Raw genomic sequence first — 20,354 nt, 5'->3', positions numbered from 1 at the left:
CCTTGCACAGATCACCTGTCGCCGCTTTTCTGCATAAGCTCAATGCAGTTCACTGCCTGTTTGCGAGAGGTCCATCGTGCTTATCCGTCATAAGTTGATCCTGAATACCGTGCTGGTTGCCGTTGCCATGCTGGTACTGAGCGGCCTGTTTATCTACTCCAGCCAGGTGCACCGTCACCTGACCGAAGCCCAGCGTAATATCGACCAGCTGGAGATCGCCATGCTCAACCTGCGGCGGGCCGAGAAGGATTTTCTGATCCGCAAGGATATGACCTTCGTCGAGCGCTTCAATCAGGGGCTGTCTGACTTTCACCAGCACAACCGGGAGCTGGTGACCGATGACAATCTGGCGGCTGTCGAGGGGGAGCTGACCAGGCTGGATCAGCAGATCGGCGGCTATGGCAAAGCCTTCAACGATCTGGTTGCCCAGCAGCAGAAGATTGGTCTGGGGCCGGAGGAGGGGCTCTATGGCAAGCTGCGGGCGGCGGTGCATGAGGTGGAGAATGGGCTCAAGCAGCTGGATCAGCAGGGGTTGCTCATCACCATGTTGCAGCTGAGGCGGGCGGAGAAAGACTTCATGCTTCGCTCCGATATCCAGTATCTGGAGCGTTTCGAGACCTTGCACAAGAGTTTTCAGGATAGCCTTGCCACTTTGCCGGAGGCGGATCGCGGCAAGCTGGAACAGGCCAGCAAGCAGTACCGGCAGGACTTTGTGGCGCTGGTGCAGGGGATGCAGGTACTGGGGCTGAAAGAGGATGAGGGGCTGCGCAACCAGATGCGGGATCTGGTGCATCAGACCGAACAGGGGTTTGCCGCCGTCGATCAGCACATTGTCGCTGAGCTGGAGCGGCAGAGCGCTCGCCTCAACAGCCTGATGCTGGTCTGTGGCGGGGTGATTGTGGTGCTGATCGGCATCATGAGCGTGTTGCTGGGGCGCAGCATCGACCGTCCCATTACTCAGGTGAATGACACCGTCAACCGCATTCGTCAGGATAATGACCTGCGCCTGAAGATAGATCTGCGCGGGGCAGATGAAATGGCCCAGCTGGCAGGCAATCTCGACGTGATGCTGGGCGGGTTTCGCGATCTGATCGGCGATGTGAAGCAGAGCGTGCACACCCTGACTGAAGCGGCGGATCACCTCTCGGCCAACGTCAAGCGCACCAGTGAAGGGGCGGCGCGCCAGCTGCAGGAGACTGATATGGTGGCGACCGCTTCCACCGAGATGGGCTCCACCATCGAAGAGATCGCCCGCAACACCGAGCAGGCGGCCAACAATGCGCAGGCGACCAACAACAAGGCGATGGAGGGGCGGACTGCGGTCGAGAATACTGTCGAGCAGATCCGCTCGCTGGCGGGCAATCTGGAGAACTCATCCCGCGAGGTGAGCCAGTTGCAAAAAGAGAGTGAGACCATCGGCTCCGTGCTTGACGTGATCCGTGGTATTGCCGAGCAGACCAACCTGCTGGCCCTCAACGCGGCCATCGAAGCTGCCCGGGCAGGGGATCAGGGGCGCGGTTTTGCGGTGGTGGCCGATGAGGTGCGCAATCTGGCCATCCGTACCCAGAAATCGACTCAGGAGATCGCCGGCATCATCAGCTCGCTGCAGAAACAGACCGGCAGCATCGTCGAGGTGATGGCAACCTGCCGCGAGCAGGGCAACCGCAGCTCGGATCAGGCCAGTACCGCAGGGGAGTTGCTGGGGCAGATCACTCAGGATGTTACCCACATCATGGATATGAGCACCCAGATTGCGGCAGCCATCGAACAGCAGAGTCTGGTGGCCAACGAGGTGAACCGCAACGTCAACAACATCCGCGACATCGCCCAGGAGTCGAGCATCATGGCAGAGGAAAATGCGAGATCCAGCGAGGGTCTCAACGAGCAGGCCCAGCTGCTCAACAAGGCGGTGGCAAAATATCGGGTTTAGTGAGCGGACTGGCATCCTTGTGAGGTTTTTGCACCAGAGTGGCAATGATTTGATCGTAATGGCTGTTATTGGGGAAATTCGCTCATATAATCGCCGCCACTATGATGATTCGGAAGGATTCGATGGCAAAGTTGCTGGTGGCCGTATTCGGGCTGCTCTGTTCCTGTCTGGTGTTGGCAGGATCGGCGCCCCAGGCTACCCCACTCAAGCCCGGTATGGAGCCGCTACTCAGCTGGTTCAACGGGGCCTTTACGAGCCGGGAGCAGGCCAGTTACGACAGCCGCTTTACCAGTGCCGAGCTGCGCCTGATGGAGATCTGGCCCGGCTATCAGGGCTATCGCTGGGTCTATGCCGAGCAGTACCTGAGTCTGCGCTCCGTCCGTCCTTTCCGCCAGCGCATCTATCGCTTCTCACCCGCCCCTGACGGGCGGATCCTGATGGCAGAACTGACCATGCCCCGGGCTACCGATTTTGCCGGTGCCTGGCATGATCCCGCCCTGCTCGACAGTCTGACCCCGCAGCAGCTCTCCTTGCGTCACGGATGCGAGATCTGGCTGACACGCACTCCCTCCGGCGAATATGCCGGCCACACCCGGGTGGGCCATTGCTCCACCGATTTTGGTGGTGCCACGACGCTGGTGCAGCATATCTGGATTGGCCCCGATAGCGTCAGATTGCTGGATCGCGCCTATGACAACGCAGGGAGTCCGCGCTGGGGCAGCCCGGGTGAGGGGTATGTCTATTTGCGTCGTTCCAAAGGATTTGGCCAGTAGGGGAGAGTGCGTCTGGCTGCGGGAAAGGGGTAAACCATATTCAGGACGGGACAAAGACAATGAAAAAGGCGCCCATTGGGCGCCTTTTTCAGAATTCTTCAGAAGTAAAATTACTTCTTGGTGGTCATCGCACCGAAACGCTTGTTGAACTTGTCTACGCGGCCGCCGCTAGAAACTTCTTTCTGCTTGCCGGTGTAGAACGGGTGGCACTCGGAGCACACGTCCAGGTTCAGATCTTTACCGATGGTAGAGAAAGTGTTGATGACGTTACCGCAAGAGCACTTGGCGGTGATGGCTACGTAGTCAGGATGGATACCAGCTTTCATGGACAACCTCAATTAATAGGCCGTGTCGCCATCCGATCTCTTGTCGGACACCACACGATTGTTGAACACAGTTTCAAAGGCTGCGAATAATATAGGAAATGCCTGAGATCAGGCAAGTGGCTTCGCAGAAAAAATAGGCAACCCCTGGTGAATTCTTCCCAAACGCTGGATCTGGTTCGTGTCGCTGTCCCGGTACCGTTACGCCGTCACTTCGACTATCTCTCTCCCCTGCCGTTACCTGCCCCCGGTTGCCGGGTCGAGATCCCTTTTGGTCCCCAGACCCTGGTCGGGCTGGTGGTGGATCATCCGGCCGACAGCCAGGTGCCCCGCAACAAGCTCAAGCCCATCAAACGGGTATTGGACACGGCTCCGGTGCTGGGGCCGGATATTCTGGCGCTGATGAACTGGAGCGCCAGCTACTACCAGCATCCGCTGGGGGAAGTGCTGCCCCACGCCCTGCCGGTGTTGGTGCGCAAGGGGGAGCCTGCCGCTTATCGTGAACTGGAGTTCTGGTTTGCCACCGAGGCTGGCATGGCCATCGACCTTAACGAGCTCAAGCGGGCGGCCAAGCAGCAGCAGGCGCTCGCCTTGCTGCGCAAGGGGCCGCAGACCCCCTCCGCCCTCAAGCAGGAGGAGATCCAGAGCGCAGCCCTCACCGCGCTGGAGAAGAAAGGCTTGCTGGAGAAGCGCTCGCTGGAGCCGAGCCACGATGGTGATTGGGCTACCCGTTTCGAGCCGGGGGAGGGGTTGCGTCTCAACGGCGAACAGGCGCTGGCGGTCTCCGCCGTCACCAGCCAGAGCGACAAGTTCGGCGCCTTTCTGCTGGATGGCATCACAGGTTCCGGCAAAACCGAGGTGTATTTAAGCATCCTCGAGCCCTTGCTCAAGGTGGGCAAGCAGGCGCTGGTGATGGTGCCGGAGATCGGCCTCACCCCGCAGACCATCAACCGCTTTCGCCGCCGCTTCAACGTGCCGGTGGTGGCGATGAACTCCGCCATGAACGATCGGGAGCGGCTCGACGCCTGGCTCGCCTGCCGCGACGGCGGCGCCGCCATCCTGATCGGCACCCGCTCCGCGGTGTTCACCCCGTTTTACAACCTCGGCATCATCATCATCGACGAAGAGCACGACGGCTCTTTCAAGCAGCAGGACGGTTTTCGCTACCACGCGCGGGATCTGGCGGTGATGCGGGCTCATCGTGCCGGTATCCCCATCCTGCTTGGCTCGGCTACCCCGTCGCTGGAGACGCTGCACAACGCCCGCACCGGCAAGTATCACCATCTCACCCTGACTCGCCGTGCCGGTAACGCCCAGACCGCCCGTCAGGTGATCCTGGATATCAAGAACGTGCGGCTGCAGGCCGGGCTCTCCCCCCAGCTGGAGCAGCTGATGGCTGAGCATCTGGCGGCGGGCAATCAGGTGATGCTGTTTCTCAACCGTCGTGGTTATGCCCCGGCCCTTATCTGCCACCAGTGCGGCTGGAGCGCCGCCTGTGAGCGTTGCGATGCCTGGTACACCTGGCATCAGGCCGGACGACGGCTGCACTGCCACCACTGTGACAGCGTGCGCCCGCTGCCCCATCACTGCCCCGAGTGTGGCAGCAACGAGCTGATCGGCTCCGGGGTCGGCACCGAGCAGCTGGAACAGCTGCTCACCACGGTTTTCCCGCAATATCCGGTGGTGCGCATCGACCGGGACAACACCCGCCGCAAGGGGGAGCTGGAGACCCATCTCGGCGACATCAAGGCGGGCAAGTACAAGATCCTGATCGGCACCCAGATGCTGGCCAAGGGTCACCACTTTCCGGATGTGACGCTAGTGGGGCTGCTGGATGTGGATGGCGCCCTGTTCAGCGCCGATTTTCGCGCCGCCGAGAAGCTGGCCCAGCTCTACACCCAGGTAGCAGGGCGTGCCGGTCGCGCCAGCAAACCTGGGTTGGTAGTGCTGCAGAGCCACCATCCGGAGCATGCCCTGCTGCAGGATCTGACCCAGAACGGTTACGGCCACTTCGCCGATACGGCGTTGAAAGAGCGCCGCCTGCTGGGGCTGCCACCCTTCAGCTATCAGGGGCTGTTCCGCGCCGAGGCCAATGGCCGTGACGAGGTGCAGCTGTTCCTCGCCCGCCTCGCCGATACCCTGCGCAGCGCCCGCTATCCCCACGTTCAGGTGCTGGGGCCCATCAGCGGCTTTATGGAGCGCAAGGCTGGCAAGTTCCGCATGCAGTTGCTGGTGCAGGGGCCGAACCGGGCACCGCTGGCCCAACTGCTGGATTGGGCGGTTAAGGAGCTGGAAGGCTGGCCTGAGACCAAAAGGGTGCGCTGGAGTCTGGATATCGACCCCACCGAGCTGAGTTGATGGTGGCACCGGCGCCGGTCGCTGGCAGTTATCGTCAGCGACCGATGGGTGATTTCATTTCAAGGCTCAGACCCGCAGATCGATCTGCTGCACCCAGCCTCCTTTACCCTGTTCGGTGAGATAGAGGCCGGATTGGCGCAGCACCCCCTGATTGCCGCTCTCCCCCAGATGGTTGAAGGGGGTGTCGAGGGGGCGCAGCAGGATGGCGCCGATCCCCAGTTCGACCAGAGCTATAGGTGCGTGCTCCGGATGCCAGAACTGCAGGGCTGAAAACTGGCTATCCCCTTCATCCAGCACCCCGTTGCCATCCTCATCCAGGGTTGCCAACTCGTCGAAGCCATTGCCGGAGCGAGCACCAAACAGCTCGCCCCCATCGTCTATGGTGCCGTTGCCATTGCGATCCAGCGCCACAAAGCCGCTCCCTTCACTCAAGCCCGGCAGGCTATCCTCTTTGCCATCCTGATCAATATCGAAAGTGACCCGAGCCTCGGTCAGGTCGGCGATCTTGCCATCCAGACTGAGTACCAGCGGATCCTTGAGGGCATTGAGAGTGGTGCGCCGCTGGCTCACCTCCAGCTGGCGCCAGTCGAGCACAAAGCCGAGATCGAGCTGAATAGTCTGACCATCCCGAGTCGCTACGCTGGCCGATGCCACCACGTTGAGCTGCTCCTGTTGCAGCAGGGTGTCAGTCACCTCCACCAGTTGATCCGTCTCGGCGGCCTGAGCCGCGGCGTCTCCTTGGGTCACTCCATCGCCTCCCTCTTCGGAGGGTTTGATCGGCTTGGGCAGCTCGATTTCGTGGCCCAGCATCGCCTCGATCATCAGCTTGATCAGCCGCTGGCGGTTATCCAGTCCATCGTCGGGAATACCATCCTGCTCTTTGCCGACGTCCACTGCGGGCGGGGCGGGAGGTGTTGCTGCTTGCTGACTGGCGGCGGATTGCCTCGCGGTTTGCAGCGTCAGGGCGCTGGTGAGGGTCAGGGTGCTGCTGCGTTCGCCGGCCGCGGCCGTGTTGTTGCCCTCCGGTGGATTGACGGCGGGTGGCACTGGCCCGAGGTTGCGCACCTTGCGGCTCTGGGCCTGTTGTTGCCGGTATTGCACCTCCCCCTGGAGGTCGTAGTGATCGATGCGCATACGTTCGCCCTCGGCGCTATACATCTGGTCAGTTATCGACCAGTCAATGAGCAGGGCTTAACACCAAATCGGACTAATCAGAGAGGTGGTTAGTACTAGGTTGCAAGGTGGTGCCGTGGCAGGATGGCAAGAGACTGGATAGTGGCGCTCTAGTTGAACATTTTCAGGTAACGCGGCGCACTCTGGCTGACAAGCGGCATCGGTGAGGATAGGGAGAATTACATGAGAAATTGTCTGGTGATGGACGTGGCAGTCTATGGTGGATTCCTGTCTGGCGCCCCTTGCATCAATGATGCTGAGGGCTGCACTCATGCGTAATTGTCTGGTGATGGGGGCGGCGGGGTATATAGGTTCCTATCTGGTGCCTCACCTGCAAACCTTGGGCTACAGGGTGATTGCCGGGGCGCGCCGTCCCTGCCGATTGCCTGAGGGGGTCGAGTTTCGCCTCGCCGACAGCCTCAAGCCCATCACCCTGCTGCCTGCGCTGGCGGGCATCGATACCGTCTTCTATCTGGTACATGCCATGGGGGCGGGGGCCGATTTTCACCGGTTGGAGCAGCAGGGGGTAAAGAACTTCGCTGCAGCTGCCCGCGCAGCCGGGGTGCGCCGCATCATCTATCTCGGGGCGATCCAGCCGGAGCAGTGCAACAGCCGCCATCTCAACTCCCGCCGCCACTGTGGCGAGCTGTTTCGCGACTCTGGCGTGCCGACGGTTGAGCTACGCGCCGGCATCATCATCGGGCCCGGTTCGGCGGCGTTCGAGGTGATGCGGGATCTGGTGTTCAACCTGCCGATGATGGTGACGCCCAAATGGGTGCGCTCGCGCACGCCGCCGATTGCGCTGTCAAACCTGCTGCACTATCTGGGCGGGCTGGTAGAGGCCGACGAGGTGGATGGCCGCATCTTCAATGCGGTCGGCCCCGAGCTGCTCAGCTATCAGCAGCAGTTGCAGAAGTTTGCCGCCCATATCGGCAAGCGCTGCCCCATCATTCCTATCCCGTTTCTGAGTCCGCGCCTCTCCGCCTGGTGGCTGCAGTTTGTCACCTCTGTGCCGCAGCCGGTGGCCAAGGCGCTGGTGGGCGGTCTCAAGCACGATATTCCGGCCGACGATGGCCCGCTGCGCGCCTTGCTGCCGCAGACCCTGCTCAGCTTCGACGAGGCGCTGGCGGAGAGTCTGGCGCTGGAGCAGAAGCTGGGTGCCGAACAGCAGGGGCAGGAGACGCCGCTTGGCCTGCGCTGGCGCCATCCCGAATATGGCTTCTACGACCGCACCGCCAGCGGCGAGGCCATCTGTCTCGCCTCTCCCGAGGTGGTGTGGCAGGTGTTGCAGCAGCTGGGGGGTGAGCAGCGCTATTTCTACATGAACCAGCTGTGGGTGGTTCGCGAATGGATGGATCACCTGATTGGCGGCCCTGCCCGCACCCGCGGCCGCAGCAATCCGGATCGTTTCGTGAAGGGGGACATGCTCGACTCCTGGCAGATCCTCGGGGTAGATGAGGGGCGCAGGCTCGATCTCTTGTTCAACATGAAGGCTCCGGGCGTCGGGCGGCTGGAGTTCAACCTCCTGCCGGAGGAGTCCGGGTTGACCCGCATCCGGGTCACCGCTCACTGGCATCCACAGGGCGCCTGGGGGCTGGCCTACTGGCTCGCCATGCTGCCGTTCCACCTCTTCATTTTTCAGGGAATGACCGAGGCCATCGCCCGTCAGGCCGAGGCGAGGGCAGGTATCCCGGTGATGGATTAACCCTCTTCACACCATTCCCGCTGATAGAGTGCCCCGTTCGGGGCACTTTTTATGCGGCGGCCATGCCCGGTTATGGCAGATAGTGGTAGGCGTCTCATGGCAAAGGCTGGCATCATGCCGCGGTCTTGTTTACCGCGGATAGATAATCAGTCAGAAAAAGAAGGGATTATGAAGAAAAAACCGTCAATTTTGGGGGGCGCCTGCATCATTGCCAGCGTCTGCGTGGGGGCCGGCATGCTCGGTCTGCCAAGTTCGGGGGCGGGGGCCTGGACCCTCTGGTCGGTGCTGGCGCTGACCGTCACCATGGTGATGATGACCCTCTCCGGCTGGATGTTGCTGGAATCCTTCCAGCACCACGATATGCGGGTCTCCTTCAATACCGTGACTCGCGAGCTGCTGGGGGAGAAGCTCAATCTCCTCAACAACCTCTCGGTCTACTTTGTTGGCGGCATTCTGCTCTACGCCTATATCACCTCCTCCGGTGCCATCCTGCAGGGGATACTGGGGATCGACAGCAAGCTTGCATCCGTGCTGTTCGTGGCGCTCTTCTCTGCGGTGGTGTGGCACTCGACCCGCGCCGTTGACCGTATTTCGGTGGTGCTGATCGCCTTCATGATCCTCAGCTTCGCCCTCGGTGTGGCCGGTCTGCTCGGCAGTATCAAGCTACCGACCCTGCTCGATCTGGCGGGCAGCGAGAGCCGCTACGCTCCCTATGCCATGGCGATGCTACCGGTGGCGCTCACCTCGTTTGGTTATCACCACTCGGTGGCCTCTCTGCGTGCCTACTACCAGAACGAGCAGCAGGCCAGATGGGCCATTCTGGGGGGAACCCTGATCGCGCTGGCGCTCTACGTGCTCTGGTTGCTGGGGATCTTCGGCAACCTGCCCCGTCAGGATTTTGCCCCCGTGATTGCCAAGGGAGGGGACGTGAGCGTGCTGCTCTCCGCCCTCTCCGGGGTCATTGAATCGGAGAAGGTGGCCAGCGCCATCAACGGCTTCTCCATGGCGGCCATCCTCTCCTCCTTTATCGGGGTGGGGCTCGGGGTGTTCGACTATCTGGCTGATCTGTTCAAGTTCGACAACAGCCGCGCCGGTCGCTGCAAGACCTGGGCGGTCACCTTCCTGCCGCCGCTGCTGCTCTCCCTGCTCTTCCCGTTCGGTTTCCTGCTGGCTATCGGTTATGCCGGTGCCGCCGCCACCATCTGGACCTGCATCATCCCGGCATTGCTGGTGCTGCGCACCCGGGCGCGGGCCGAGCGGGGCGAAGTGATCCCCCATTTCGTCACCCCCGGTGGCAAGCTGATGGCCTGGTTGCTGATCCTGTTCGGGTTGGCGACCGCGCTGTTCCACTTTCTGTCGATGGCAAATCTGTTGCCGGTCTATCTGGGCAACTGAGTCAGGTCTACAGCACTGACAGAAAGGGCGGCAAGGCCAACTTGCCGCCCTTTTTGCTCCATTTTTACCCCCACATGGCAGGATCTATAACTAAAGTGGTAGGCGTGGGTGGGGGAAGGTGCTGAAATAACTGGTCTGATCTGGCTAGTGGCAGCATGATCTGCTGGGCATGCCCGCCGCTTTCTTTTATGATCCCCGCCCTTCTGCGTGCCCCCTGCCGGCACCTCATTTGCACCAACCACATCGGGGTCCCCCATGTCCGATCTGCGTCAAGAAGCACTCGATTACCACGCCCAGCCCGTACCGGGCAAAATTGCCATCGCCCTGACCAAGCCCGCCGAAACCGCCCGCGACCTGGCGCTGGCCTACAGCCCGGGTGTTGCCGAGCCGGTGCGCGAGATCGCTGCCAACCCGGCCGATGCCTACCGCTATACCGGCAAGGGCAATCTGGTGGCCGTCATCTCCAACGGCACCGCCATTCTGGGGCTGGGTAATCTGGGGCCGCTGGCCTCCAAGCCGGTGATGGAGGGCAAGGCCCTGCTGTTCAAGCGCTTCGCCGGTATCGACGCCATCGACATCGAGGTGAAGCACGAGACCAGCCAGCAGTTCATCGACACGGTGGCGGCCATCGCCGATACCTTCGGTGGCATCAATCTGGAAGATATCAAGGCGCCGGAGTGTTTCGAGATTGAAGAGGCGCTGATCGCGCGCTGCGACATTCCGGTGTTCCATGATGACCAGCACGGCACCGCCATCGTCACCGCCGCCGGCCTGCTCAACGCGCTGGAAGTGCAGGGCAAGCAGATCAGTGACAGCCGCATCGTCTGCATGGGGGCGGGGGCTGCCGCCACCGCCTGCATGGATCTGCTGATCAAGTGTGGCGCCAGGGCGCACAACATCTTCATGCTGGATCGTCAGGGGGTGATTCACACCGGCCGCAGCGATCTCAACAAGTACAAGCAGCGTTTCGCCAACGAGACCCCGCTGCGCACCCTGATGGATGTCATCGAAGGGGCGGATGTGTTTGTCGGTGTTTCCGGCCCAGATGTGTTGCCCGCCGAAGCGGTCGCCCTGATGGCGCCCAACCCGGTGATCTTCGCCTGCTCCAACCCGGACCCGGAGATCAAGCCGGCGCTGGCCCACGGGGTGCGCAGCGACCTCATCATGGGCACCGGCCGCTCCGACTACCCGAACCAGATCAACAACGTGCTCTGCTTCCCCTTCATCTTCCGCGGTGCCCTCGACGCCCGTGCAAGCCGCATCAACGATGCCATGAAGATTGCCGCGGTCGAGGCGATCCGTGCGCTGGCCAAGGAGCCGGTGCCGGCCGAGGTGCTGACCGCCGCCGGGGTCAGCGAGCTCGCTTTCGGCAAGGATTACGTTATTCCCAAGCCGATGGATGCCCGTCTGCTGCCGCGGGTTGCCCGCGCCGTGGCGCTGGCAGCGGTGGCCTCCGGCGTCGCCCGCATCGAGCTGCCCGCGGACTACATGCTGTAATCCGGCGTTGCAAACGGCCCCATAGCGGGGCCGTTTTTATTTCTGCCTCTCGCGACAGCCAGAGGCGCAACCCGGGTGACAGGCGGGGTGATAAGAGGGCAAATCGGGTTCAAAGGTGGTCAAACAGCGCTCTCCTCTGACACAATATTGCCACTATGACGCTAACGAGAATCAAGATGCAGCAGCCTGTCAGCGGCCGTTTGGCCCACGCCCTCTCCTTCTTGCGCCATGATGGTCGCCACTTTGCCCAGTTTGTCTGGGGCCGTTTCCAGCAGGACAGATTGACGGTTACCGCCGGTTATCTGGCCTATGTCACCCTGCTTTCGCTGGTGCCGATGATCGCCGTGGTCTTTGGCATGATGTCCGCCTTCCCGGTGTTCCAGAGCCTCAAGCAGGCGATGGAGCAGTTCGTCTACCACAACTTCGTGCCGACCGCGGGCGACATGCTCAAGGAGTACATCGACGGCTTCGTGGCCAATGCCACCAACACCACGGCAGTGGGGATTGGGGCGCTGGTGGTGGTGGCGCTGATGCTGATCTCCGCCATCGACAAGAACCTCAACTACATCTGGCGCTCGACCCAGGGCCGCCCGCTGGCGCAGGCCTTTGCCATGTACTGGATGATCCTGACCCTGGGGCCCGTGCTTATCGGTGCCAGTATCGCCATCTCCTCCTACATCTTCTCGCTGCGGCTGTTTGGCGCCGAGAGCCTGTTCGGCATCGGCTATCTGCTGTTGCGCGGCTTGCCGTTCCTCTTCTCGGTGCTCACCTTCCTGCTGGTCTATACCGTGGTGCCGAACTGCAAGGTGCGGCTGATCCACGCCTTTATCGGTGCGCTGGTAGCGGCGACCCTGTTCGAGCTGGCCAAGCGCGGTTTTGCCATCTACATCACCAACTTCCCCTCCTATCAGGCCATCTATGGCGCGCTGGCCACCATCCCAATCCTGTTTGTCTGGGTCTATCTCAGCTGGCTGGTGGTGCTGCTGGGGGCTGAAACCACGGCCTGCCTCGGTGAATATGAGAAACCGGCGAGTGAGGAGCTTGGCTAAGCCATCGCCTTGCCCACCGGTTTATTGGTAGCATCGACGACCGCCCCTGCGAGGGGGCGGTCGTTCTGTTTTCAAAGGAGAGGGAAGTGATTGCATTGATTCAGCGGGTCAGCGAGGCCAGCGTGACTGTCGAGGGGGAGGTGACCGGCGCCATCGGTCAGGGATTGCTGGTACTGCTCGGGGTAGAGCAGGGGGATGACGAGGCCAAGGCCGACAAGTTGCTGCATCGGGTCAGTGGTTATCGCATCTTTCCGGATCAGGAGGGCAAGATGAACCTGAATGTCAGCCAGATCGGCGGCAGTCTGCTGGTTGTCTCCCAATTTACGCTGGCGGCGGATACCAAGCGAGGGATGCGTCCCAGCTTCTCCTGCGGTGCTCACCCGAGCGAGGCCGAGCGGCTCTATGACTACTTCGTGGCCAAGGCCGCCGCCAGCGGCATCCCGACCGAAACCGGTCGTTTTGCCGCCGACATGAAGGTGGCGCTGGTCAACGAGGGACCGACGACCTTCTGGCTACAGGTCTGAGGATGTTTCGTCCCGCGGTGTGACGTGGACGATCACGTTGATAAGCCCCGCAACCGGATAGGGGGTGGCGGGGCCAATCCACTGTTCTATCAGTGTCAGGGCGTGGGTTAGCTCCAACGCGGTGCGCGGCAGCAGGTTGATGACCAGGGTGCCGCAGAGGCGGGGAGCCAGCGCCCGGTAGAGCCGCTCCTGAAACAGCAGCAGCGGGTTGCCATCCTGACTGAAGAGATCGAGCAGGATGAGGTCGTACTGCTGTTCGCTCTGCTCCAAAAAGGCGAGGGCATCGGCCTGATGGAGTGCCGGAGCAGCGCGTTCATCGCTCTCCTGATGCTGGAAAAACTGCTGATAAACGGTCAGTACCTCTTCGTCCAGATCGACGCACTCGTGGCGAGCATCTGGCCAGCGTTGGCAGAGATGACGAGTGAGATCGCCGCCCCCCAGCCCCAGTTCGAGTATCTGTGTGGCCTGCTCGGGCAGCAGGCAGGCAATGACCCGCTGATGAGGCAGACAGAGGGTGGCGGGGTTGGCGAGCGACATGGCGGATTGCACCACGCCGTCTATCTCCAGCCAGCGGTGCTGGTCATTCTCCTGTACCGTGAGGCGGCGCTGGGGTTTGACGCTGAGGTGCAACAAGTGATCGGCTTGGTACGCTTGCAGATTGAAGTCCATGAATTTGCACGGCAAGATGGTTTCCGACCAGTGTAACTCAAGGATGAAACTATGTACCGGGTAGTCACCCCTCAAACGGCAGCCGAGCTGGATGCCTACTACCAGTTGCGCTGGGAGCTTCTGCGTAAGCCCTTCAATCTGCCCGTCGGTTCCGAGCGGGACGAATACGACACCGTCGCCATTCATCGGCTGATGCTGGCCCCCGATGGTAGTTCCATCGCGGTGGGTCGCCTCTTTATCGGTGGTGACGAGGCGCAGATCCGCTTTATGGCGCTGCGTCCCGAATATCGCGGCCAGGGGCTGGGTGCCAAAATGGTGGAGGATCTCGAGCAGCTGGCCCGCAGCGAGAAGGTGAAACGGCTGGTGATGAACGCTCGTCAGGAGGCGGTGGAGTTCTATCGCAAGTGCGGCTTTCTGGAGGTAGGGGAAGGCCCCGTCTCCTTTGGTCGCATCCCCCATCGCCAGATGATCAAATCCCTGAGCCCCTTGCAGACCATCCAGTACCGGCCGGAGTGGTGTCAGGATCTCACGACCCGCTGGTCGCGGGGTATTCCCATCAGCGAGAAGATGGGGATGCACATCAGCCACTACGATGGCCAGACCTTCCATCTCAAGGCCAATCTGGCGGCCAACCTCAATGTGCATGACACCATGTTCGCCGGCAGCATCTACAGCCAGTGTGTGCTGGCGGGGTGGGGCCTGATCTGGTTGCAGCTTAAGGAGGCTGGCCTGGTGGGGGATACGGTGCTGGCGGAGGGTAACATCAAGTATTACCGACCTGTGAGCGAAGAGCCGGAGGCGCGGGTAGCCCGCGAGGGGATGCCCGCTGTGCTGGAACCCCTCAAACGGGGTGAATTGGCCAGGTTCAGCCTGCTGATCAAGCTGTTCAGTGGCGAGACATTGGCAGCCGAGTTTCTCGGTCACTATGTGGTACAGCCGGTCAAGCGACGGGGGCTGGCCCCCGTGCTGTGAGGGGTTGCCCTTAAAGAACAAGGCCTCATGACGAGGCCTTGTTCTTTTTACTGGGCAGTAGGAGGTGCAGAGGGACGCCAGAGCGGGGCGCTGTTGCCTTGCGGCGGATAGCGTACTCCCACTTCCCAGCCGCAGGCGTCCTGCTTCTGCGGGAAGCTCCAGGCCAGTGTGGGTTCCGTCAGCGGCCCGCGCCACTGGCCGAGCAGCTCGGCGCAGCGGTTGCCGTTGAGGATCCCCAGATCCAGCTGCCACTGCTCGTTGACCAGATCGATCCCCCCTTGCAGCGCCAGCAGATGGGTGATGGTGGAGGCACCAGCCTGCTCGATCTGCAGTTGCCCCTTGTCGATCTTGCCCTGCAGCTTGATGCGGTAGAAGGGGGTGTCACCCTCCTGCATCGCCTGCCACAGCTGATCTGGCGTCAGGGTGGGCGGGGTCGCCCCCTTGAACCACTCATCCAGCAGCGGATCTATCTTCACCTTGTCCCAGAACGGCTCGTCGGCATCGAGGGCAAAGCTGCCCTGCAGGGTCTGGCGCCACTCGCCCGCCGTTTTGCCATGTTCGGCTTGCAGATCGGCGCTCACGTCCGCCTTGCCAGCGAACGAGACAGGGGAGTGGAATATCTTGCCCCATTGCTGCAGATCCAGCTTGGTCGCCTGCAGTTGGAGGCGGCTGCTCTGGCCCGGTTCGCGGCCCCACTGGCCGCTCATGCTGAGGCTGCCCTCATCCGGCAGCGAGCTGGTGAGCTTGCCCAGCTGCCAGGAGCTGGGGGTCAGCTCCCCATCCAGCTCGCCGTTGCGGGCGCTGAGGCCATCCCACACCAGCTCGAACCACTTGCTCTCGATACGGGCACGGCCGAGCAGCGGGCCGGGCTGGTTATCGCGCAGGGCGAGATCGCTCAGATAGAGCTGCCAGCCGGTCAGCGACAGGGGCAGGGTATCGTCGAAGGAGAGCACCTTGAGCTTGTCGAACGCCAGCTTGCGGATATCGACCTGCTGCGGGCGCCAGCTCTGCCAATCCTGCCACCACCCTTGCGGCAGGCTGATATCCATGCCGCTCAGCGCCACGTCTTTCAGGGTCAGCTTCTGCTGCTGGCTATCGAGGGATAGCTCGACATTGAACTCCCCTTCATAGGCCTTGCCCTGCAGTTCGCCGTCGATCTGCTGGGGCGAGAAGGCGAGCTTGCCCTTGATCTCCTCCAGCTGGAACAGGCCACGGCCCATGTCGCCCAGGGTGCCGCTCAGATAGCCGGTGGGCTGGTTGCCCGCCTGCCAGTTGAAGGCGGTGAGCTGGCCGCTGAAGTTGTTGAAGGATAGCTCCTGATTGATGTCGTTGAGGCTGACGCCGTCCAGCTGACCGCGATCCAGCGACACGCTTTGCAACGGGAAGCGCTGCGGGAAGCCTTGCTGTGTCAGATCGCCCAGCTCCATCCGCATGCCGCGTGCCTTGAGATCGTGCAGTTGCAGGGTTCGAGCGGGCCAGTCCAGCACCATGCCGGTCTCCAGCAGACCGTCGAACAGGTTGGTCACCAGCTTGTCGGTGCGCAGCACTTCCCCTTCCAGCCTTCCTTGCAGGCTGAGGCGGGCGAAGGTGAACTGCGGAGTCTCCAGCTGGCCGATATTGAGGCTCAGGTTGGCCTGTGGCTGCCGTTTCGGGTCGATCAGCTCCCAGTCACTCAGGGTGGCATTAAGGCCGCGCAGGGTCAGCTCGGGGCTCTCCAGACTGAGCCGGTCTATAGTGCTGTCACTGATGGTGAGGGAGTGCACCGGCAGGCTGGGCAGCTGGTTGGGCAGCGGCAGCTTGATGGCGGGACGGATCAGATCGAGATGGGCGATGCGCACGTCGCGGCTCAGCCAGTCGATGCTCTCGATCTCCAGATAGATCTTGTCGAGTGAGACTGCATCGCCGTAGCGTACCTGCTCTGCCAGCAGGGTGTAAGGGTGTAGCGGGTTGAACACCAGTCGCCCTATGGTGACCGGTACGCCGGTCTGCTGGCTGATCCAGCTGGCGATGGGGCCTTTGGCGCGCTCGGCGTCGAACAGGCCGAGGGCAACCCAGACAAATAGCAGCAGGAAGGCGAAGGTGTAGAGCAGGCCGCGTAGCCAGGAATTCATGGTTGCTTTCCTCCTGTTTTGGGGTGTGTTGTCAGGCGTTTGAGTAGTGGTCTCGCAGACCGAGCCAACGGCGAATCAAGGGTTCGACATGACTCGGGTGCCTATCCATAAGGAAGCGCGCCATTTTTTGCACCTGTGGAATAAGCGGCTGATCCCGCACCAGATCGGCGATCTTGAGGTCGGCCAGACCGGTCTGGCGGGTGCCGAGCAGTTCCCCCGGGCCGCGCAGTTCCAGATCGCGCTGGGCGATGAGGAAGCCGTCGTTGGTCTCCCGCAGCACCCCGAGCCGGCTCTGGGCCGTCTTGGACAAGGGGGCATGATAGAGCAGCACGCAGTGAGAGGCTACCGCACCCCGGCCAACCCGGCCGCGCAGCTGGTGCAGCTGGGCCAGCCCGAGCCGTTCCGGGTTCTCGATGATCATCAGGCTGGCGTTGGGCACATCCACCCCCACCTCGATGACGGTGGTGGCGACCAGCAGTTGCAGTATGCCTGCCTTGAACTCCTCCATCACCCGCTGTTTCTCCACCGGCCGCATCCGGCCGTGCACCAGCCCGATATGCAGCCCCGGCAGCAGGTTCTGCAGCTCGGCGGCGGTATCCTCGGCGGCCTGACACTCCAGCACCTCCGACTCCTCGATCAGGGTGCAGACCCAGTAGGCCTGCTTGCCCTCGGTGCAGGCGAGTTTGACCCGCTCGATCACATCACCGCGACGGCTGTCGGGCAGCGCGACTGTGGTGATGGGGGTACGGCCCGGCGGCAGTTCGTCGATGACCGAGGTGTCGAGGTCGGCATAGGCGGTCATCGCCAGGGTGCGGGGGATGGGGGTAGCGGTCATGATGAGCTGATGGGGATGCACCCCCTCCCGCTCCCCTTTCTCGCGCAGGGCGAGGCGCTGATGCACCCCGAATCTGTGCTGTTCATCGATGATGACCAGCGCCAGACGCTGGAACACCACCTGCTCCTGAAAGATGGCGTGGGTGCCCACCACCATCTTGACGCTGCCATCAGCGATGGCGGCCAGCGCCTCTTCCCGCGCCTTGCCTTTCTGTTTGCCCGCCAGCCAGCCGACCCCGATGCCGAGCGGCTCCAGCCACTTGGCAAAGTTGATGGCGTGCTGTTCCGCCAGCAGCTCGGTCGGCGCCATCAGCCCCACCTGACAGCCGTTGCCGATAGCCTGCAGGGCCGCCAGCGCCGCGACCAGCGTCTTGCCGGAGCCCACATCCCCCTGCACCAGCCGCATCATGGGGTGGCTCTGTTGCAGATCCTTAGCTATTTCCGCCACTACCCGGCTCTGGGCGCCGGTGGGTTTGAACGGCAGGGCGCCGAGCAGTTTCTCAACCAGCGCGGGCGCCGGTTTGAGGGCGCGGGCCAGCTGGGTTTGCGCCTGAGCGCGCACCTTGAGGACCGAGAGGTTGTGAGCCAGCAGCTCCTCCAGCACCAGCCGCTGCTGGGCCGGATGCTGGCCGTTTTCGAGCAGTGGCAGCGCTACCGAGGGGGGCGGGCGGTGCAGCAGTTTCAGGGCTGCGGTCAGCTCAATCTGGTGGGGATAGAGGCCGGCGGGCAGCAGCTCCTCCACGCTGTAGAGATCGAGCTGGGCCAGCGCCTGATCCGTGAGGTTGCGCAGGGTGAGCTGGCGCAGCCCTTCGGTCGTCGGGTAGACGGGGGTGAGCGCCTCTTCGGTTTGGCCTGCTTGCTCCTCGCCGAGCAGCTTGTACTCGGGGTGAGCCATCTCCAGCCCGTATTTGCCGGGGCGCACCTCGCCAAAGCAGCGGATCAGACGGCCCGCCGCCAGACTGTTTTTCTGGGCGGCGGTGAAGTTGAAGAAGCGCAGGGTGAGGGTGCCGGTGCCATCGCTGATGCGACAGACCATCATGCGGCGGCGCCCCATCACCAGCTGAGTGTCCTGGATTTCGCCCTCGACAGCGCCGTGCAGGCCGGGCGGCAGATCGCCGATGGGCCACACCTGGGTGCGGTCCTCGTAGCGCAGGGGAAGGTGGAACAGCAGATCCTGTACCGTGGCCAGCCCCAGCCGCTCGAGCTTCTCCAGCATCTTGCTGCCGACACCCTTGAGGCTATCGAGAGGAATTTTATCCAATTTCATCAATTAGATGCCCGAAAACACTGTAAATATGTCCAGATGATAGGGGTTGTTGAGGGGCCGATGCAAGCCGAGTTGCTGCTGGCAGGGCCGCCAAGGCGGGGGAAACGGCGGATATAACAAAGGCCTGCCGAAAACGGGAGGCCTTTGTGCGGCTGCCAACAGGCAAGGTGCGGGCGCATGGCACCCAAGGTCAGATAATCCGCTTGAGCAGCAGATGGGCCTTGACCCTGTGGATCCGTCCCAGCAGCTTGCGCACCTGTTCCGGGTAGTCCTGGATCTGTTCCACCTGATCGAAGTGGCTGATCCGCTTGGTGTTGGTCAGGATGTTCTCCCGCTCCGCGTTGAACTGGGGACGCAGCAGGTGGCGTCGATCATGCACCAGCAGGCCATTCTCCAGATCCAGCGCCCAGGCGCGGGGGTTGAGGTTGTTGCCGGTGAGTAGGGCCCACTCGTCATCCACGAAGATCCCCTTGAGATGGTAGGAGTTGCGCTCGCAACACCAGAGCATCAGGTTGAGGCGACCGTCGTCGATGTGGCGCTGGTTGCGCTCGGCAAACTTGCGCAGGTTGGTTTCGTAGAGATAGGGCAGGCCACCGATGGTGGAGAACTTCTCTTCCGGCGGAATGAAGAAGTCGTTGGCGGTCTTGTCGCCCACTACGATGGTCACCTTGCAACCGCGCTGCAGCAGATCCTCGATATCCTTGCTCAACTCCTTGGGGGGGTTGAAGTAAGGGGTGCAGATGAAGATCTCCCTCTCGGTGGCGCGCACCAGATTGCGGATCATCAGGTTGAGCTGATTGTTGCGCTTGCCCAGACCCACCATGGGGGTGACGGCCACCTCCTGGGTGTTGACCGGCATGGTGCTGAAGCGGTACTGGCTCTGGCGCAGGTTCTGCTTGAAGCGGCGGATTGGCCCCTTCAGCTGCTTGGCGCTGGGGATATCGCTGTGATCCAGTCGCTGCACCGCGTCGCTCTTCACGAACAGGTCATCCACATAGTTGACCATGCTGCGGGCCAGCTCCGGGCTGGTGATCTGGTGATAGCGATCGAAGCGGTAGCGATCCTGCTGGTGCAGGTAGATGTCGTTGAGGCTGGCACCGGAGTAGAGCACCACATCATCAAAGATGAAGCCCTTGAGGTGGAGCACGCCGAGCAGCTCGCGCCCTTTGACCGGCACGCCATAGATTTCGATCTGGTGCTCGTGTTCGGCAGCCATGGCCTGATACATCAGGTGGTTGCCGCCCTGCTTGCCCTTGCCGATCAGGCCGCGCTGGGCACGGTGGAAGTCGACGAACAGCTTGATGTCGAGGGCCGGATTGCGTTGCTTGGCGGCGTAGAGGGCGGAGAGGATCTCCCGGCCTGCTTCGTCATCCTGCAGATAGAGCGCGACCAGATAGATGCGCCGGGTGGCACTGGCGATAAGCGCAAGAATGCGGCGTTTGAAATCCTGGGCGCTGTAGAGCACTTCAAACTGATCCGCTGCGACGGCGATCTGGGGCAGGCGCGCCAGCAGTTGTCGATAATGGGCCGATGAATGCATAGATAAACCTGAAATCACGGGGTTAAGCGTTCCACTCGGAGCGATGAATAGGCGATTCTAGCAATCTCGCCCTCTCAGCCAAAGAAAGAATCATCAGAAAGATGAAAAAGGCCTCACGAGTGAGGCCTTTTTGTCAGCATTGTCCCGTCCTGAATATGGTTTACACCTTTCCCCCACATAAATGGAGAGCCCGATGGGACAAGGTGTGAAACGGACACAGCGCGATTACTCGCT

Annotated in this window: 15 protein-coding genes; 9 read left to right on the top strand and 6 right to left on the bottom strand. The window is 61.9% G+C overall.

Features of this window, described 5'->3' with window-relative positions; all coding sequences use genetic code 11:
* Positions 1-76 precede the first annotated feature (76 nt).
* The gene (locus AB5Y86_RS14415; RefSeq protein WP_368193152.1) at positions 77-1,930 is read left to right on the top strand and encodes a methyl-accepting chemotaxis protein; all 1,854 of its coding nucleotides are present in this window, start codon (positions 77-79) and stop codon (positions 1,928-1,930) included.
* Positions 1,931-2,052: 122 nt separating this feature from the next.
* Positions 2,053-2,703 carry a chromophore lyase CpcT/CpeT gene (locus AB5Y86_RS14410; RefSeq protein WP_005340675.1) on the top strand — a complete coding sequence of 217 codons (651 nt, stop codon included), beginning with the start codon at positions 2,053-2,055 and terminating at the stop codon, positions 2,701-2,703.
* Positions 2,704-2,813: 110 nt separating this feature from the next.
* On the opposite strand, the gene rpmE is transcribed toward AB5Y86_RS14410, so the two are convergent.
* Entirely contained in the window at positions 2,814-3,029 is a 216-nt protein-coding gene (gene rpmE / locus AB5Y86_RS14405; RefSeq protein WP_005340673.1) for a 50S ribosomal protein L31, read from the bottom strand.
* 147 nt (positions 3,030-3,176) lie between these two features.
* Here rpmE and priA point away from each other — a divergent pair, with 147 nt between their 5' ends.
* Positions 3,177-5,384 (top strand): primosomal protein N', encoded by a 2,208-nt coding sequence (gene priA, locus AB5Y86_RS14400; RefSeq protein WP_368193151.1) that lies wholly within the window; start codon positions 3,177-3,179, stop codon positions 5,382-5,384.
* A gap of 66 nt (positions 5,385-5,450) precedes the next feature.
* Here the strand turns inward: priA and AB5Y86_RS14395 are convergent, their stop codons facing one another.
* A complete protein-coding gene (locus AB5Y86_RS14395) occupies positions 5,451-6,542 on the bottom strand; it encodes a hypothetical protein (protein WP_368193149.1) in 1,092 nt (363 codons plus the stop codon).
* A 286-nt stretch (positions 6,543-6,828) separates the two neighbouring features.
* Here AB5Y86_RS14395 and AB5Y86_RS14390 point away from each other — a divergent pair, with 286 nt between their 5' ends.
* The 5 genes from AB5Y86_RS14390 to dtd all read left to right on the top strand — a co-directional run bounded on the left by AB5Y86_RS14390 (position 6,829) and on the right by dtd (position 12,727).
* Positions 6,829-8,262 carry a DUF2867 domain-containing protein gene (locus tag AB5Y86_RS14390; protein WP_368193147.1) on the top strand — a complete coding sequence of 478 codons (1,434 nt, stop codon included), beginning with the start codon at positions 6,829-6,831 and terminating at the stop codon, positions 8,260-8,262.
* Positions 8,263-8,430: 168 nt separating this feature from the next.
* The gene (locus AB5Y86_RS14385; protein ID WP_139747002.1) at positions 8,431-9,657 is read left to right on the top strand and encodes an aromatic amino acid transporter; all 1,227 of its coding nucleotides are present in this window, start codon (positions 8,431-8,433) and stop codon (positions 9,655-9,657) included.
* Between the two features lie 255 nt (positions 9,658-9,912).
* The gene (locus tag AB5Y86_RS14380) at positions 9,913-11,154 is read left to right on the top strand and encodes a malic enzyme-like NAD(P)-binding protein (RefSeq protein WP_040096481.1); all 1,242 of its coding nucleotides are present in this window, start codon (positions 9,913-9,915) and stop codon (positions 11,152-11,154) included.
* A gap of 176 nt (positions 11,155-11,330) precedes the next feature.
* On the top strand, positions 11,331-12,203 hold the full coding sequence (locus tag AB5Y86_RS14375; RefSeq protein ID WP_005340664.1) for a virulence factor BrkB family protein: 873 nt from the start codon (positions 11,331-11,333) through the stop codon (positions 12,201-12,203).
* Between the two features lie 86 nt (positions 12,204-12,289).
* Positions 12,290-12,727: a D-aminoacyl-tRNA deacylase gene (gene dtd / locus AB5Y86_RS14370; RefSeq protein ID WP_005356887.1), complete on the top strand. Its 438-nt coding sequence runs from the start codon at positions 12,290-12,292 to the stop codon at positions 12,725-12,727.
* Here dtd and AB5Y86_RS14365 read toward each other — a convergent pair.
* Positions 12,716-13,396, bottom strand: a complete 681-nt coding sequence (locus AB5Y86_RS14365; protein ID WP_181281677.1) for a spermidine synthase — start codon at positions 13,394-13,396, stop codon at positions 12,716-12,718. The genes dtd and AB5Y86_RS14365 overlap by 12 nt on opposite strands.
* Positions 13,397-13,447: 51 nt before the next feature.
* Here AB5Y86_RS14365 and AB5Y86_RS14360 point away from each other — a divergent pair, with 51 nt between their 5' ends.
* Positions 13,448-14,368 carry a YiiD C-terminal domain-containing protein gene (locus AB5Y86_RS14360; RefSeq protein ID WP_368193145.1) on the top strand — a complete coding sequence of 307 codons (921 nt, stop codon included), beginning with the start codon at positions 13,448-13,450 and terminating at the stop codon, positions 14,366-14,368.
* Between the two features lie 47 nt (positions 14,369-14,415).
* On the opposite strand, the gene AB5Y86_RS14355 is transcribed toward AB5Y86_RS14360, so the two are convergent.
* The 3 genes from AB5Y86_RS14355 to pssA all read right to left on the bottom strand — a co-directional run bounded on the left by AB5Y86_RS14355 (position 14,416) and on the right by pssA (position 20,120).
* On the bottom strand, positions 14,416-16,479 hold the full coding sequence (locus tag AB5Y86_RS14355) for an AsmA family protein (protein ID WP_368193144.1): 2,064 nt from the start codon (positions 16,477-16,479) through the stop codon (positions 14,416-14,418).
* A gap of 31 nt (positions 16,480-16,510) precedes the next feature.
* Positions 16,511-18,580: an ATP-dependent DNA helicase RecG gene (recG, locus tag AB5Y86_RS14350; protein ID WP_368193143.1), complete on the bottom strand. Its 2,070-nt coding sequence runs from the start codon at positions 18,578-18,580 to the stop codon at positions 16,511-16,513.
* A gap of 190 nt (positions 18,581-18,770) precedes the next feature.
* Positions 18,771-20,120: a CDP-diacylglycerol--serine O-phosphatidyltransferase gene (gene pssA, locus AB5Y86_RS14345; RefSeq protein WP_005342654.1), complete on the bottom strand. Its 1,350-nt coding sequence runs from the start codon at positions 20,118-20,120 to the stop codon at positions 18,771-18,773.
* Positions 20,121-20,354 lie beyond the last annotated feature (234 nt).

This window comes from Aeromonas sp. s8, assembly GCF_040907785.1.
GTDB classification, from domain to species: Bacteria; Pseudomonadota; Gammaproteobacteria; order Enterobacterales; family Aeromonadaceae; genus Aeromonas; species Aeromonas veronii.
The sequence above is the reverse complement of the archived record's forward strand: the minus strand, read 5'-3'. Positions and strand labels throughout refer to the sequence as shown.